Here is a 15,788-nt window from a genome sequence, read left to right on the forward strand (position 1 = left end):
ACGTTTCCATTTCTATCGAGGAGGAAAGATCATGTTCGAAAACGTCATCGTCCGCAGGCCCGCCCGATCCATGGTGGAGGGCATCACCTCGGCTCCCGAACTGGGAAGGCCCGACTACACCCTGGCCCTGAAGCAGCACGAGGCCTATTGCGAGGCCCTTCGCCGGTGCGGCGTCGCCGTCACCGTCCTGGAGCCCCTCGAGGCCTATCCCGACTCCTGTTTCGTCGAGGACACGGCGGTCATCACCCGCAAGGGGGCCATCATCACCAACCCCGGAGCTCCCAGCCGCAGAGGCGAGGCCGCGGAGATGCTTCCCGTCATCAGAGGCTTCTTCCCCGAGGAGCGGATCTTTTCCATCGGTGCCCCGGGAACCCTCGAGGGCGGCGACGTCATGATGGTGGGCGATCACTTCTATGTGGGGCGTTCGGCCCGGACGAACCGGGAGGGCATCGCCCAGTTCCTCGCCATCCTGGAGGGGATGGGGCTCTCGGGATCGGAAGTGCCGCTGGAGCACGTCCTCCATCTCAAGACGGGAATCAACTACATCGAACGGGAGACGATGCTCGTCTCGGGCGAATTCGTCGACAGGGCCGATTTCGCCTCCTTCCGCAGGATCGTCGTTCCCGAAGAGGAGGCCTATGCCGCCAACTGCATCTGGGTCAACGACAGGGTCATCGTTCCCGAGGGCTACCCCCGCCTGGAGGCAAAGGTTCGTCAGGCCGGCTATTCCGTGCTCACCGTCGACACGTCGGAGTATCGCAAGCTGGACGGCGGTCTTTCCTGCCTCTCCCTGCGCTTCTGATTCCGCCGCGATCGAAGCGAGGGCCCTTCCGGCACTGCCGGAAGGGCCCTCGCTTCTGGCCGCTCTGATCCGTCAGGGATCCAGCCGATCTCTGGGACGGGCGATCGTCTCGCTTCCCGCCATGTGGGGCAGGACGATGGAGGTGACGATGCGGCCATGGGCCGAGAGGTGGACCAGCAGATCTTCGAGGAACTCCATGGAGGGGATGAGGACCTCCATGTAGTAGTCGTTGCTTCCCGTCACGCTCCAGCTCCGGATCACCTCGGGGATGTCCTCCAGGGTCCTGGCGATGACGCCGTCCGGGTTGTTGTAGGTCGTGGCGAAGGCCAGGATGACCCGGAAGGCGTAGCCCACCTTCCGGGGATTGACGGTCGCCCGGTACCCTTCGATGATGCCTGCCTCCTCCATCCGCCGGACCCGCTCGATGACGGCCGGAGTGGACAGACCCACCCGACGGCCCAGCTCCTTGTAGGAGAGCCTGGCGTCCTTTTGCAGCTCTTCCAGGATGTGCCAGCCCGTTTCGTCCAGAAGTTTGTCTCTCATTGTCGTCCTCGCCGGATTTCGTCAAAGAGGGGGTCCGCTCCGTCGTCCCTTCCCGATTCCCCCGGCTGATCCGACGGGGAGCCTCGTGGGAAAGAGAGGGGACCGGTGCGGAGGAAAGCCTTTCCCGTCTCGGGGATCGCGCCGCTTCCGGTCCGGCCCTTCCCCTCAGACGCTTATGCGTTTCCCGATATAGGCGCCACCGCGCACGTCCGCTCCTCTGTACTCTTCGACGACGTCCAATCCCGCATCGATCATGGACGATCGGTACTCTTCCCTCGAAAAAAGGCCGATTTCCATGGCCTGTTTGTGATAGGTCACGTCGTTGTCCTTCCCGATCAGGTGGTGGAAGATCACCTCGATCACCTTCGGCTCCTTGAGCCGCACCTGTTCCATGCGGGCGATCTTGAGCTCCGGCTTGTCGGCGGCGTCGACGACGATCATTTCGGAAAAGTCCTCCTCCGTGCTCCAGGGGGTGATCAAGGTCAGCCCGCCGGGCCGCAGGTGGGCGGCGATGCGTCTCATCGAGGCGCGCAGATTCTCCACGGTCCTGACGAAACCGATCGATCCGTAGAGGCAGATGACGGCGTCGAAATCCCTCTCCAGCTCGAAGTCGATCAGGTTGCCCCCGTAGAAGGCGAGGCCGGGGAACTTCGCCCTGGCCCGTGCGAGCATGTCCTCGCTGAGATCCAGCCCAAAAACGCGGTACTCGTCCCTGAAATAGGGAACATGTCCCCCCGTTCCGCAGGCCAGGAGAAGGAGATCGCCCCGCGGGGGAAGGCCATGGCGGGTCAGCAGCTCCTTCACCTTGGCCGCCTCCGGCGCATATTCCTCGTCGTTGACGTAGAGATCATCGTAATAGGTGGAAATCGTTTCAAAATCCGAATACATGGCATTCCCTCCGCTCTGTTTGAATGAATTATTCCCGACAAATCGAGAAAAGACACACAACGATACAGCCTGGTCGGAGGGAAGGTCAAATGATTTTTCAGGGACGTCTAATTTTTCTTGGCACCTCTTGACGGTCCCATGCCGTCCCCGCGCCGTCAAGGACGGTTCCGTTCGAGGGGGTGAGGCAGAGGGGAGGTCCTTCCGGGGGGGCGATTCTCGCGTCCCCCCGGAAGGGGCCCTCTTCCCATCTCGGAGGCGAGGCCCGTGTCTCTCTTCCGGGTGCGCGTTCCTCCCATGCCGAAAGGAGGCAACGGGTCGCAAAAAGTTGACGTGACAACTATTGAGGGCTAGAATGGTTGTCACGTCAACGATTTGCGGGAGGGAACGGTATGAACGGAAGCGTCGGTCGTCTGGTTTCGATCCTGTACCGGAAGCAGCAGGTCTATTTGAACGGGGCCCTCAAACCCTTCGGGCTCACCGCTTCGGAGCTGCCCGTCCTGTCCTGTCTCTTCGGGAATGACGGCGTCTCTCAGGAAGATCTCTCCTGTTTCCTGTCCATCGACAAGGCTTCCACGGCCAGAACCGTTCAATCGCTGGTCGACAAGGGATTTCTCACGAAGGAGAAGGATCCGTCGGACCGACGGGCAAACCGGATCCTTCTGACGGCCCGGGCCCTGCGCCAGAAAGAGGAAATCGGAGAAGTGCTGCAACGGTGGACCCGTTTCCTGACCGAGGACTTCGGTGAGGAGTCCCTGACGGTCCTGTTCCGCCTCCTCGAAGAGATGGCCCGCAAGGCGTCGACCGCCGATCTGCGGGAATTGGACAAGGTGGATGATGAGAAAAACGGATAGCCTGGGAACGGACAGGGTGTCGGCTCTGCTGGTGAGGTTTTCGTTCCCCGCCATCGTGGGAATGGTCGTCAACGCCTTATACAACGTGGTGGACCGGGTCTTCATCGGCAACGCGCCCGGCCTCGGAGCTCACGGGTTGGCCGGTATCACCATCGGCTTTCCGATCATGATCGCCCTTCAGTCCATCGCCCTGATGATCGGCGTCGGGGGGGCGACGCTCTTTTCCATCAAGTTGGGGGAGGGGAAAAACGAGCAGGCCCTCGAGGTTCTGGGAAATGGTTTTTCGCTCCTTCTGGTGGGCGGCACGATCTTCCTGCTTCTTGGACAGGTCTTTCTCTCTCCCCTCCTGCAGCTCTTCGGCGCCAGCGACGTCATCCTCCCCTATTCGGCCGCCTACATGAGGGTCATCTTCTTCGGGGCCATCTTCCAGGTGACCAGCATGGGGCTGAACAACTTCCTGCGCGCCGACGGGCAGCCCAAACTCGCCATGATCACCATGTTCATGGGAGCAGGGACCAACATCGTGCTGGACGCGCTCTTCATCTACGGACTGAAAATGGGCATAACCGGAGCGGCCCTTGCCACCATCCTGGCTCAAGGCGCCTCCATGACCTGGATCCTCTTCTATTTTCTGAATCGGCGCAGCCAGAGCCGAATCCGATGGAAATACATGAGGCTCCGTCCCGCCATGGTTCAGAACATCCTGCTCCTCGGCCTTCCCTCGTTCGCCCTGCAGATCAGCAACAGCATCCTCGGCGTCGTCGTGAACAGGAGCCTGCTTCTCCATGGCGGCGACATCGCCGTCTCCGTCATGGGCGTCATCAACAGCGTCCAGACCCTCATTCTCATGCCGATCATCGGGCTCGATCAGGGCGTACGGACCATCGTCAGCTTCAATTTCGGGGCGAGGCGGCATGACCGGATCAGGGAGACGGAAAGGTTGGCCATTACGGCAGCGACCCTCTACGCCCTGATCGGATGGGTCTTGACGCGACTGTTTCCCGTCCAGATCATCTCCATCTTCAATCGGGAGCCCGATCTCGTGCGTTTCGGAGTCACGGCGATCAGGGTGTGGTTCTGGTGTCTGCCCGTCGTCGGGTTTCAGGTCCTGGGGGCGAACTTCTTCCAGGCCATAGGCCGACCCGGATCGGCCATCGTGCTGACTCTCGCGAGGCAGGGCTTTCTTCTCGTTCCGGCGATCCTTCTTTTCTCACGGCAATGGGGCATCGACGGCATCCTCTACGCCGCCCCCTTCGCCGACGGCCTTTCGGCCCTCATCACGGCCATCTCGTTTTACTTCGGGATCCGTTCCCTGGCGGGTTAACCTCTGATGCCCTTGCGCCGCCCTTGGGGAATTCCCCCTGCCTATCCGACTGACAGTTCGAAGGGAACTCAAGCTCCGTGGTTCAGCTCCCCCTCGGTGCGGGCCACGACGGTGGCCACGCAGGCGTCGCCGGTGATGTTCAGGGCCGTCCGGGCCATGTCGAGGACGGCGTCGATGCCTGCTAGAAGGGCCACGCCCTCCATGGGCAGGCCCGCCTGGGTGACGACGAGAGTGAGCATGATCAGGCCCGCTCCGGGGACTCCGGCCGTGCCCACCGAGGCCAGGGTGGCGGTGACGATGATGCCCGCCTGGGCTCCCAGAGAGAGGTCGATGCCGAAGGCCTGGGCGATGAAGAGGGCGCAGACGCCCTGGTAGAGGGCCGTGCCGTCCATGTTGATCGTCGCGCCCAGGGGCAGGACGAAGGAGGTGATCTTCTCCGAGACGCCCAGGTTGTCCTGGCTGCAGCGCATCGTCACGGGCAGGGTGGCCGAGCTGGAACGGGTGACGAAGGCCGTCAGGCTCGCCTCCTGGATGCCCCGGAAGAACCAGACGGGCGTTTTGCGCGTCATCAGGGAGACGAGGCCCGAATAGACGACCACGGCGTGGAGGAGGCAGCCGAGGTAGACGGCGCCGATGACCTTGGCGAAGGGGGCCATGACGGAAAGACCGTAGCGCGAGACGGTGACGGCGATGAGGGCGAAGACGCCGTAGGGGGCGAAGGCCATGACGAGGGCCGTGACCTTGTACATCGTCTCGGCGATGGCGTCCATCACGGCCAGGACGGGCTTGCCCTTCTCTCCGGCCAGGACGGCGGCGATGCCGAAGAAGAGGGCGAAGACGATGATCTGCAGCATGTGTCCCTGGGCCAGGGATTGGATGGGATTGGAGGGAAACATGCCGATGACGACGTCTTTCAGCGCCGGGGCGGACTTCCCCTCGGCGGCTATGGCGCCCTCAATGGCCATGCCCGCGCCGGGCTGGATGAGGTGGCCCATGGCAAGGCCGATGACGATGGCCAGGGCCGTCGTCACCATGTAAAGCAGCACCGTCTTCACGCCGATCCGCCCCAGGGCCTTGGGGTCTCCCAGGGAGGCGACGCCGACGACGAGGCTGGAAAAGACGAGAGGCACGATGAGCATCTGCAGAAGGGTGATGAAGATTTTCCCAATCGGTTCCACGACGGCGACTTTGGGGCCCAAAAGGGCTCCGGCCAGGACGCCCAGGATAAAGCCGACAGTGATTTTCCAGATCAGGGGTACCTTTTTCCTCGTTTCTGTCATGGTGATCTTCCTCCTTTTCTTCAATCCGACATATGATTAAAAAATAGGACACGATGAACTTTCAAGTTAATTATAACCTAAATTTGCCCTCTATGTCCAGCGCTCGAGACGGCCTGAAGAGAAGAACGTGGCCGATGTTATAATGGACCCGTTTCAAAAACCGCAAAGGCTGCTCCGTGCTTTTCCGGCATGGGAGGGCCGACTTTTTTGTCGCAAGGAGCCGACGATGAAAAGCAATCTCCGCCTCATGGGCCCTGTCGTGATCGCCGTCAACTGTGGCCTTCTGGTCCTTTTCTTCCTCAGTTTCAACGCCAGAGTCGGTGCGGTCCACGGTCGCAACGCCCGCGAGGCCGTTGTGCATCTGCAGAACCGATTTCTTAAGGCCACCGTGGAAAACCAGATCGACCGGATCGAGACCTGCCGGATGGAGGAGCGCGCCCGCTGGAACCGCAGGGCCGACCAGGCTGCTGCGGCGCTCTCGGCCTGGTCCGACCTGGACGAGGAACGGGCTCTCGCCATCTTCAAAGGCCTCTTTCACGGCGATCTCTGGACGGCGGTTCTCCGCGAGGTCGAGACGGGGAGGGTCCTCTTCCGGGCCGGCGTCTTTTCCGACGAGCCTTTCGGGGAGGGCGATGAGGGCGCCTTCGCCGTCGGGCGAAGGCAACGTTTCGGCCCTTACGAGGCCTTCTTCGGCGTCACCGCTGAGGCCCTCGACGGGAGGGTGCAGGCCTTCATCGCCGACGAGATCCATCGGTCGACGTTTCCCTTCGACTCCTATCTCTGGGTGAACGAGGTGCTCGACTACGGGGGCGGCGACGGCTACGCCGTCAGGAGAATCCATCCCAACCTGCCCGAGACGGAGGGAATGCTCCTCTCGACGTCCATGGAGGACGTCCGGGGCAATCTTCCCTATCTGGCCGAGCTCGAAGGGGTGCGGGAGAAGGGCGAGCTTTTCTTCTCCTATTTCTTCAAAAAGAAAAACAGCGATACAATCTCGGAGAAGCTCGCCTACGCCAAGCTCTATCGCCCCTACAACTGGATCGTCGCCTTCGGCATCCACCTCGACGACATGGAGGCTTTCACCAAACAGACGACGGAGGAGAGCCGTCACGTCGCCGCCCGTCTCGGCCTGCTTTTTCTCTCCCTCCTCGTGGGCCTTCTTGTCTCGAGTCAGGCCCTGCTCCTCCTCGGGGAACGGCGGTTCCACCGGAAGGACCGTCGGCTCCTGGAAGCGGAAGTCAACGAAGACGCCCTCACCGGGGCCTGCTCCCGCCGGGCCGCCGAGCGGGATCTGGCAGGGGAGTTCGAGGCCTTTCGGAGGGGAGCCGGCGCCCCGGCCGTGATGCTCTTCGACGTGGATCGCTTCAAGGCGGTCAACGACGGCTACGGTCACGACGGCGGCGACATCGTTCTCCGGGGCATCGTCGAGACCCTCCGCGGAACCTTGAGGCAGACCGATTCCGTCTACCGTTGGGGCGGCGACGAGTTTCTCCTTCTCTGCAGGGGGCTCCGTCCGGAGAACGTCCCATCCCTGGCACGGGAGCTTCTCCGGTCCCTGGCCGCGGTCCGTCGCCCCGTCGGGGGCGCTTCCCTGTCGGTTACCGTCTCCATGGGCATCGCCTGTTTTCGGGCCGATGACGACAGCTTCGCCGACGCCGTCAGACGGGCCGACGAAGGCCTCTATCGGGCCAAGAAAGAGGGCGGAAATCGTGCCGTCGTCAACGATGACGACCCGGCAGAATCGAGCTGAAGAGAAATGAAGATCAGCCTTACGGGCGTCGCCGGAGGAGGGAAGACGGTTTTCCTCACCTCCCTTCTCTGGCACCTGATGGAAATCGAGTCGGGGCAGCTTTTTCCCGTCCGGGAGGGGGGCGTCCGCTTTCGAGAAAGGCCCGTTCGCGGCAGGGACTGTGCGCCCTTCCCCCTGGACCGGCACCGCGACGCCCTGGCTCGGCGGGGGATCTGGCCGGAAAAGACCGTCGACTGTCATCGCTACAGCTGCGAGATCGACCTCGAAGGTTCCGGGACTCTGCTGGACCGGCTGAAACGAGGCCTCGCCCTTTCACGGCGTCGTCTCGACTTCTTCGATTTTCCCGGCGAGCGGATCGCCGACGGAGCCATCGCCTCCTTCGACGACTACGGTCGGTGGTCCGATCACATGCTCGACCACTTTTGCAGCCACTCCGATTATGCCGAGGCCGTGGCCCCCTATTTCAGCCTCCTCCGGGAGCTGGAGCGGGGTGACGGAGGGCCCGAGCCGCTCGGGCGGGTCGCCCTGACCTACAGGGAAACGCTGGCCCGGCTCATCCACGGGTACCGCCCCCTCATCGCGCCGTCGATCTTCCTCCTCGACGAGAGGGGGAGGAGAGCCCCCAAGGTCCCCGTCGAGGAGCTGGCCCGGACGCGACTCTGCGGCCTCGATGGGGCGCCCTTCGCCCCCCTGCCGGCTCAGATCCGCGCGAGCCTGGCCGGGGCGGACCTCATGGCCGTCCGCTACGGGGCCTACCGGACGGAACGGGTCCTTCCCCTCTTCCGCGAGATCGGCACCTCCGAGGTCCTGATCGTCCTCGTCGACATCCCCTCCATCCTGGCCGGCGGCGTGGGCCGCTACAACGACACCAGGCAAATCGTCCTCGACCTATTCGACGTCCTCCGCCCCGATTCCTCTCTGGGGGCCCGGATACGAAGGCTTCTCACCCTGGGGCGGGGAAGGCTGAAGAAGGTGGCCTTCGTCGCCTCCAAGGCCGACCTCGTCGATCCCGACGACATCGCCTCGGGACGTCTCGAATCCCTCCTGCGCCAGATGACGGCCCGAATCCGGGCGATGTTGCCCGAGGTCCGCTTCGGATGGTTCGCCGCCAGCGCCGTCCGCTCCACCCGCCGCGGTGCGCCGGGGTGTCTCGTCGGGCGCCCTGCCTACGGCAACCCCGAGGGGCTGGAAAAGGAGTTCGACGTTCCCTCCCTTCCCGAGACCTGGCCCGACGACTGGCCGGCCGGTGCCTACCCCTTTCAGGCCCTGTCTCCCGACGTGGCGCGCAACCTTCAGAACCCGCCGCCTCACCTGGGACTGGACCGGATCGTCCACTTTCTGTTCCAGTGATACCGAAAGGCCCCCAGGGGCCGCGAAAGGAAGAAAAGCCATGACCCAAGACGCGGGGCACGATCATCTCGGAGATCCCCTGGCCGGACCGGTGCGGGAGGGCAAGGCCTTCGTCCGTCGCGAGGGAGACTCGGGGCTGGGCGTCCCCGAATTCGAGGCGCTCCACGCCCGGACGCTTTCGACCGAAGAGACGGAGGCCCACGGAAGGGCCCGCGACGACGAGGCGGCCCGGGAGGCCGAAGAGATCCTGGCCGACCTCGAAGAGGACGAAGGCTGGCTCCTGCCCCGTTCGCTGAGGAACCTGGCCATGGGGATTCTCGTTGTCGTCGAGGCCCTGCTGGGCCTCTTCGTGACCACCCAGGCCGTCCGTTTTCTGGCCGACCTGGCCGCTCTGCCCCGTGCCTACCTCTATCCGGCCGTCGCTTTTGCCCTTCTTTTCGGCTCCGTCCTCGTCGTCGCCTTCGTCGCCCTTCTTCGGACCCTCTTCCGCCTGCACCGGGCCCCTCGCATACGTCTTCAGGCCCTCCGCGCCCTTGCCGAACGGCGCGATCTCCGGCAGGTAGCCCGTCACAGGGAAGAAGAGGCCCGCAGGAAGCTCCGGGCCTACCTGAAGACCTTTCCCCTGGAAGGGAGGGGGCGAAGGCGGCTCCTGGCGGCGGGCCTTCCCGAGTCGGTTTTGTCCCGTCTCGAGGAGCAGCGACGTCGCCTTCTCGACGAGAGCCGCCCCCTCAAGGCCGCCGACTGGATCGACGACTTCATGCGAGGTTTTCAGAAGCTCCTCGACGAGGCCGCCGAGGCCCGCGTCAAAAGCCACGCCAGGCGGGTGGCCGTCGGCACGGCGGCCTCTCCCGTCGGCATCGTCGATCAGGCCGTCGTCCTCTTCGGCTGCACGGCCATGGCCAAAGACCTCTTCGTCCTCTACAACCTGCGTCCCGCCGCCGGGCAGACGGCCCTCGTCCTGGGCCGCAGCATCGTTCACACCTACCTGAGCGGCCTGGCCGGAGAGGCGACGGAAAAGGCGGCCGACACCTTCCTCGGCTCTGCCGAGGCGGCCGACGAAGGGCTCGGTGCCCTCACGGGCACCCTGGGCAAGGCCCTCAGCGCCAGGGCGGCCGAGGCGAGCCTCAATGCCCTCCTCCTCTGGCGTCTGGGCAAGAGGATCATCGGCCTTCTCCAGCCGGTGCGCTGACTCTGCTTCTTGGGCACAAGTGCCGGTCTTTGTGGAGGGATGTCCTTGGCGTCGAGTTGAGCGTCCACTTCAATGATATTTTATTAATCATAAAAACTATTTTGCGAGGTAAATTGACGATGGATATTTTCGATATTCGTAATATTGAAATTAGAGATTTAGATTCGTATTTTTATTGGAAAAAATCATGTCATGAACACAATGAATTGAATGGTCCATATTACAAGAGAGATAATGACGAAGATTTGAGAATTAATATTGAGAATATTCGTAAAAAACTAAAAAATGGCATCACGAGTCCAATGGATGATAAAAGGGTAATTGTGTTCAAGGACAGTGACAAACTAGTTGGAGAAGTGAATTGGTATTGGAAGTCAAGAGAAACATATTGGATGGAAATTGGAATAGTTATATTTGATAAGTTCAATTGGGGAAAAGGATATGGAATTAATATATTGAAAAAATGGATAGATATGGTATTTGATGAGCACCCTGAAATAATAAGAATAGGCTTGTCAACATGGTCTGGGAATTTCGGCATGATAAAATTAGCAGAAAAAATAGGCATGACTAGAGAAGCGGTATATAGAAAAGCTAGAATCGTAAATGGTGAATATTATGACTCGATAAGCTATGGTTTGTTAAGGGAAGAACTGGTTAAGCTTGCAAAATAATTTAATATAGCAATCGCGCCAAGTTTACAGAATTTTTATGCATATTATGTGCATAAATGTTAATGAATGTTTTATGTCTTGGGTGGCGCGATATATGGCTACCTCTGATTCTATTTTATAGTTAATGTCTATGATGTGTAGATTTTTTATTCCGAAAGGATGTGTAAAAATGAAAAGCATAAATAGCTTTGTGATAGACGATCTTGACGAATCGGACATATTTTTTGTCAAAAATCTTATATAGCAATATATAAAGTGGATAAACATTGACTTGTCGTTTCAAGGCATTGATTACGAGCTAGATAATTTCCCTGGCAAATACATAAAACCTAATAGAGCCTTTTTAGTGGCAAAAGTGGATAATATGGCAATTGGATGTGTTGGATTGAGGAAAATAGATAATGACACGTGTGAAATGAAGAGGTTATATGTAAGCAATGAATATAAGGGAAAAGGGATCGGCAAGGCATTAGTAGAGAAAATAATAATGAAAGCAAAAAATATGAATTATATTAAAATAAGACTAGATACATTGCCGAAAATGAAAACTGCCCAAGAACTATATAAAAATTTTGGTTTTTATGAAATAGAACAATACACAGAAAATCCAATAATAGGGACTAAATTTATGGAAAAATTATTAAAATAGAAACTTGGATTTAAATTTTTTAATGTTTTATGTCAGGCGATTTCTACGCTATTGTATTCATCGGATAAGAAATAATTTATAACATCAGATGGAGGACAAATGGATAATAAAACCCTTAATGAAAGCATTGCCAGGGCTATGGATTGTGATAATCTGGAATTGGTTTACTATTTGCCTTATATTTTGCAAGATTTCGTAGAAATGGGTTCATCCGCTGAAGATATTCTGAAAATAGTAGTTGAAAATATTAAGTGTCATGATGAATTAAAAATTCTTGATCTTGGCTGCGGAAAGGGTTCCGTGCTCTGTAAACTCTCAGAAGAGCTTCGTTGTGAGTGCGTAGGAATTGATGGGGTTCCTGAATTTATTCAATATGCAAGAAATCTTGCTACGGAAAAGAATTTAAGCAAATGCGTCTTTGTTGTGGGGGATATCAGAGAAGAAGTAGCTTGTTTGTCTGAATATGATGTCATAATTCTAGGATCTATCGGATCAGTATTTGGAAATCATGTTGAAACCATGGAGAAGTTAAAGCCTGTATTGGCAACGGAAGGAATAATTGTGCTCGATGATGGATATATAAAAGATAATTGTGAGTGTGATAATGGATTTATGAAAAGAAGAAGTGATATAATGGGAGACATAGATGATTCAGGGATGGAAATAAAGAGAGAATATATTTGGAATCAAAAAGATTATTCACTAAAGCACGAGAAAGAATATCAATTTATCGAGAAAAGATGCAACGAATTAATTGAGTTGCATCCTGAGAAACGAAATATGTTTGAGAATTATATTAAAAAACAAAAAGAAGAATATAACGTCATCGAAAACGACATGATATGTTCTGCGATGATTGTTTCTCGAAAAGCAACCGATCGAAATTCAAAAGCCTAGGATCTGCCCGTAGCCGAATCCGTACGTCTATGGCCCGGCCGAAAGGCCGGGCCATAGACGTACGGACCGAATCGTTATCGATGCCCTGTCTACTTCTCGATCGTTGCCTCGTGATATTCGTGCGAGCCGATACGGCTCGTGCGGAAGCCCTCGAGGGTCTTGGCGGCGCCGATGATCTTCGTCTCGTTGTAGAGAGCGATGATCGGGACGTCCTTGATGAAGAAGTCGTTCACCGCGGCGCGGCGCTCGTCGCGCCGTTCGCCCTCGGGCGTGCCGGCGTACAGGTCATAGGCCGCATCGTACTCCGGGTTTTTGTAGTTCGACCAGTTGCTGCTCGACGTCGAATAGAGCAGCCTCTTGTACACCTGATCCGCGTGGGCCGAGACGAGGTTGAAGAAGTCCAGGATCATGTCGAAATCGTCGCCGGCCTTGAGGCGCGAAAAGGTCGTGTTCGGATCTTGCACGACGATCGAGAGATCGATGCCGACCTTTGAGAGCTGGTTCTGCAGGACCTGCGAAATCTCCGTGTTCGTCTGGTTCGAATCCGTCCAGATCGTCATCTTGAAACCGTCGGGATAGCCGGCCTCGGCGAGGAGCTTTTTGGCTGCCTCCGGGTCGTATCGGTAGTCCTCCTGTACGGCGTACTCCTTGGCGCTTTCGGGGATGGTCGAGTTCACGGCCTTGCCGTAGCCGTAGAGGAAGGCGTCGATGATGATCTGCTTGTCGATCGCGCTCTGGATGGCCTTGCGGACGAGCCTGTTGCCGAGCGGGCCGCTGGAGCCGCTGTTCAGGTTCAGCGTGACGATCTTCATCGAGTCGCTCGTGATGATTTTGAGGTTTCTGTCCCCTTCGATGCGGGAAACGCTGCTCGCGGGGATCTCGTACGCCACGTCGACCTCGCCCGTCTCGAGAAGGATGAGGCGCTGTGCGGCTTCCGGCACGATTCGGAGCGTCAGGAGTTTTGTCTTGGCGGGCGTGCCGCGGTAATCGTCGAAGCGTTCAAGCGTGTAGTAGTCGCCCTCTTTGAACTCCTTCAGTTTGTAGGGGCCGGTGCCGACCGGCTTCTGCGCGAAGGCCTTCGGGTCCGCCGTGTAGACGTCCTTCGGCAGCACGGCGGCGTAAGGGACGGCGAGCAGGTTGACGAGCGGAGGGTTCGGAGCCTTCAGACGGATGACGACGGTCGCGTCGTCGACGATGTCCGTTCCGACGTAATTGCCTGCGAAGAGGGAGCCGCGCTCGTTGATGTGGTCCATGGAGAAGGCGACGTCCTCCGGCGTCATTGCGGCGCCGTTGTGGAACGTGATGCCTTTTTTGATCTTCACCTCGAGCGACGTGTCGTCGAGCCACCGGTAGCTCTCGGCGAGGTCGCAGATGACGTTCATGTCCTCGTCGAAGGTGAAGAGCGAGTCGAACATGTTGTTGGTCAACGCGCAGGCGCGCTCCTGGATGCCGATGGAGATGTCCATGGTCGTCAGGTCGTTCCCCTGACAGTAGACGATCTCGTCTTTGTACGCGGCGGCGGCGCCCGCGCACGTGACCCCGAACAGGGCGACGACGGTGACGAATGACAGCAGGTACTTCTTCATGCGAATACTCCTCCCCTATCTGTGATGATTCGAGGCTATTGAGCCCCATAGAGCCGGCAGGACACGAAATGGCCGGGTTCGGTTTCGATCTCGCGGTAGTCCCAGGTGCGGCATGCCTCCGTGCAGCTCGGACAGCGCCTGACGAATCGGCATGCCGTCCCCATGTTGACGGGAGAGCTGATCTCGCCCTTCAGGATGAGTTTTTCCTGCTTCACGTCCGGGTCCGGGATCGGAATGGCGGAGAGCAGGGCCTTCGTGTAGGGATGCAGGGGGCGCTCGAAGAGGACGTTCGGGCGCGCGCGTTCGACGACCTGTCCGAGGTACATGACGACGATGTTGTCCGAGATATGCTTGATGACCGAGAGGTCGTGGGTGATGAACATGTAGGTCAGGCCCAGATCGGCCTGCAGGTCCTGCATGAGGTTCAGTACCTGTGCCTGGATCGAGACGTCGAGCGCGGAGACCGGCTCGTCGCAGACGATGAACTTCGGCTTGAGTGACAGCGCGCGGGCGATGCCGATCCGCTGGCGTCGTCCGCCGTCGAGCTCGTGGGGATAGGAGTTGACGAGGCGCTTGGCGAGGCCGACGAGGTCCATCAGTTCCTCGACGCGCGTCTCTATGCCCGTCCTGTCGTCCCTTCTGTACAGTCCCTGCAGGATCAGGGGAGCGGCGATCGCCTGGCTCACCGTCATCCTCGGGTTCAGGGACGAGTACGGGTCCTGGAAAATAATCTGCATCTCGGTGCGGAGTTTTTTGAGGCGCTTCGCGTCGTAGCCGAGGATGCTCTCTCCCTCGAAGAGGATTTCGCCGCTTGTCGCCTCGTGCAGGCGCAGGATCGTGCGGCCGAGCGTCGACTTGCCGCAGCCGGACTCGCCGACGATGCCCAGTGTCTGTCCCCGTTCGATGGAAAAGGACACATCGTCGACGGCCTGGAGCGGACCTCGGGGGGTGTCGAAATATTTCTTGAGGTTGCGGACCTCGAGGAGGACGCCGTTTTTTTCGATGAGGTTATTGCCCATACGAGGCGCCCCCCTTCAGGATCGGGTGAAAACAGCGGACCTTGTGGCGGCCCTCCGTCACCGAAAGCGCCGGACGCGCCGTCCGACAGAGGTCGGTTGCGTACGTGCAGCGTTCGCGGAAGGCGCATCCCTCCGGCAGCGCCATCGGGTCGGGCATGAGCCCGTCGATCGGCCGAAGGCGCGTCACGTTCTCGTTGATCTTCGGGATCGCGGCGAGCAACCCCTCCGTGTAGGGATGGAGCGTTCTCTTGAAAATGTCGTGCACCGTTCCGGCCTCGACGATCTCTCCGGCGTAGAGGATGGCGACGTTCTCGCACATCTGCGCCACGATCCCGAGATCGTGGGTGATGAGAATCGTCGCGGTGCCCAATTTCTTCTTGAGGTCCGCCATCATCTCCAGCACCTGTGCCTGGATGGTCACGTCGAGCGCGGTCGTCGGCTCGTCGGCGATGAGGAGTGTCGGGTTGCAGGCGAGCGCGATGGCTATGACGACGCGCTGTTTCATCCCGCCGGAGAACTGATGAGGGTAGTCTCCAGCCCTGTCGGCGGAGATGCCGACCGTGCCGAGCATCAGGAGCGCGCGCTCCCACGCCTCTTTGTGCGAGACCTTCTGGTGCACGCCGATGACCTCCGCGATCTGGTCGCCGATCGTGATGACGGGATTCAGGGCCGACATCGGGTCCTGGAAGATCATCGAAATGCGGTTTCCCCGGATGCCCAGCATTTCCGAGATATCGGCGCCGACGAGGTCTCGACCCTCGAAGAAGATTTCCCCCGCTTCGATGACGCCCGGCGGCGAGGGGATGAGGCGCATGATGCTTCTTGCGAGCGTCGTCTTCCCGGCGCCCGTCTCGCCGACGAGACCCAGCGTCTCTCCGTCGCCCAGCTCCAGGTCGACGTCGTTCAGGGCGTGCACCGTGCCGTCGTCCGTGTGGAAGGCGACCCGTAGACCCTTGATTTCGAGAAGGTTGTCCATCTCTGTGCCC

Annotated in this window: 15 protein-coding genes; 9 read left to right on the plus strand and 6 right to left on the minus strand. The window is 59.0% G+C overall.

The window, feature by feature from the left end; genetic code table 11:
* Positions 1-31 precede the first annotated feature (31 nt).
* On the plus strand, positions 32-802 hold the full coding sequence (locus KAR29_RS01350) for a dimethylarginine dimethylaminohydrolase family protein (RefSeq protein ID WP_274373865.1): 771 nt from the start codon (positions 32-34) through the stop codon (positions 800-802).
* 72 nt (positions 803-874) lie between these two features.
* Here the strand turns inward: KAR29_RS01350 and KAR29_RS01355 are convergent, their stop codons facing one another.
* The gene (locus KAR29_RS01355) at positions 875-1,345 is read right to left on the minus strand and encodes an Lrp/AsnC family transcriptional regulator (protein WP_274373866.1); all 471 of its coding nucleotides are present in this window, start codon (positions 1,343-1,345) and stop codon (positions 875-877) included.
* 165 nt (positions 1,346-1,510) lie between these two features.
* The gene (locus KAR29_RS01360; RefSeq protein WP_274373867.1) at positions 1,511-2,233 is read right to left on the minus strand and encodes a class I SAM-dependent DNA methyltransferase; all 723 of its coding nucleotides are present in this window, start codon (positions 2,231-2,233) and stop codon (positions 1,511-1,513) included.
* Between the two features lie 389 nt (positions 2,234-2,622).
* Here KAR29_RS01360 and KAR29_RS01365 point away from each other — a divergent pair, with 389 nt between their 5' ends.
* Positions 2,623-3,084, plus strand: coding sequence for a MarR family winged helix-turn-helix transcriptional regulator (locus KAR29_RS01365; protein ID WP_274373868.1), 462 nt, complete (start codon positions 2,623-2,625; stop codon positions 3,082-3,084).
* Between the two features lie 31 nt (positions 3,085-3,115).
* Positions 3,116-4,408, plus strand: coding sequence for an MATE family efflux transporter (locus KAR29_RS01370; RefSeq protein WP_274373869.1), 1,293 nt, complete (start codon positions 3,116-3,118; stop codon positions 4,406-4,408).
* Positions 4,409-4,476: 68 nt separating this feature from the next.
* On the opposite strand, the gene KAR29_RS01375 is transcribed toward KAR29_RS01370, so the two are convergent.
* Complete coding sequence (locus KAR29_RS01375) at positions 4,477-5,688, minus strand: dicarboxylate/amino acid:cation symporter (RefSeq protein ID WP_274373870.1); 1,212 nt, start codon at positions 5,686-5,688, stop codon at positions 4,477-4,479.
* Between the two features lie 226 nt (positions 5,689-5,914).
* Here KAR29_RS01375 and KAR29_RS01380 point away from each other — a divergent pair, with 226 nt between their 5' ends.
* The 6 genes from KAR29_RS01380 to KAR29_RS01405 all read left to right on the plus strand — a co-directional run bounded on the left by KAR29_RS01380 (position 5,915) and on the right by KAR29_RS01405 (position 12,197).
* Positions 5,915-7,438, plus strand: coding sequence for a sensor domain-containing diguanylate cyclase (locus tag KAR29_RS01380; protein ID WP_274373871.1), 1,524 nt, complete (start codon positions 5,915-5,917; stop codon positions 7,436-7,438).
* A gap of 6 nt (positions 7,439-7,444) precedes the next feature.
* Positions 7,445-8,788 carry a YcjX family protein gene (locus KAR29_RS01385; protein WP_274373872.1) on the plus strand — a complete coding sequence of 448 codons (1,344 nt, stop codon included), beginning with the start codon at positions 7,445-7,447 and terminating at the stop codon, positions 8,786-8,788.
* 40 nt (positions 8,789-8,828) lie between these two features.
* Positions 8,829-9,977 (plus strand): DUF697 domain-containing protein, encoded by a 1,149-nt coding sequence (locus tag KAR29_RS01390; protein ID WP_274373873.1) that lies wholly within the window; start codon positions 8,829-8,831, stop codon positions 9,975-9,977.
* A gap of 119 nt (positions 9,978-10,096) precedes the next feature.
* Positions 10,097-10,651 (plus strand): GNAT family N-acetyltransferase, encoded by a 555-nt coding sequence (locus KAR29_RS01395; protein WP_274373874.1) that lies wholly within the window; start codon positions 10,097-10,099, stop codon positions 10,649-10,651.
* 271 nt (positions 10,652-10,922) lie between these two features.
* The gene (locus KAR29_RS01400; protein ID WP_274373875.1) at positions 10,923-11,300 is read left to right on the plus strand and encodes a GNAT family N-acetyltransferase; all 378 of its coding nucleotides are present in this window, start codon (positions 10,923-10,925) and stop codon (positions 11,298-11,300) included.
* Between the two features lie 99 nt (positions 11,301-11,399).
* Entirely contained in the window at positions 11,400-12,197 is a 798-nt protein-coding gene (locus KAR29_RS01405; protein WP_274373876.1) for a class I SAM-dependent methyltransferase, read from the plus strand.
* Between the two features lie 89 nt (positions 12,198-12,286).
* On the opposite strand, the gene KAR29_RS01410 is transcribed toward KAR29_RS01405, so the two are convergent.
* From KAR29_RS01410 to KAR29_RS01420, 3 genes are read right to left on the minus strand one after another with little or no spacing between them, the layout of a single operon-like run.
* Positions 12,287-13,783, minus strand: a complete 1,497-nt coding sequence (locus KAR29_RS01410) for an ABC transporter substrate-binding protein (RefSeq protein WP_274373877.1) — start codon at positions 13,781-13,783, stop codon at positions 12,287-12,289.
* Between the two features lie 35 nt (positions 13,784-13,818).
* A complete protein-coding gene (locus KAR29_RS01415; RefSeq protein WP_274373878.1) occupies positions 13,819-14,802 on the minus strand; it encodes an ABC transporter ATP-binding protein in 984 nt (327 codons plus the stop codon).
* On the minus strand, positions 14,792-15,778 hold the full coding sequence (locus KAR29_RS01420) for an ABC transporter ATP-binding protein (protein WP_274373879.1): 987 nt from the start codon (positions 15,776-15,778) through the stop codon (positions 14,792-14,794). The genes KAR29_RS01415 and KAR29_RS01420 overlap by 11 nt, the downstream gene beginning before the upstream one ends.
* Positions 15,779-15,788 lie beyond the last annotated feature (10 nt).

The sequence above is a fragment of the Aminithiophilus ramosus genome (assembly GCF_018069705.1).
GTDB classification, from domain to species: Bacteria; Synergistota; Synergistia; order Synergistales; family Aminithiophilaceae; genus Aminithiophilus; species Aminithiophilus ramosus.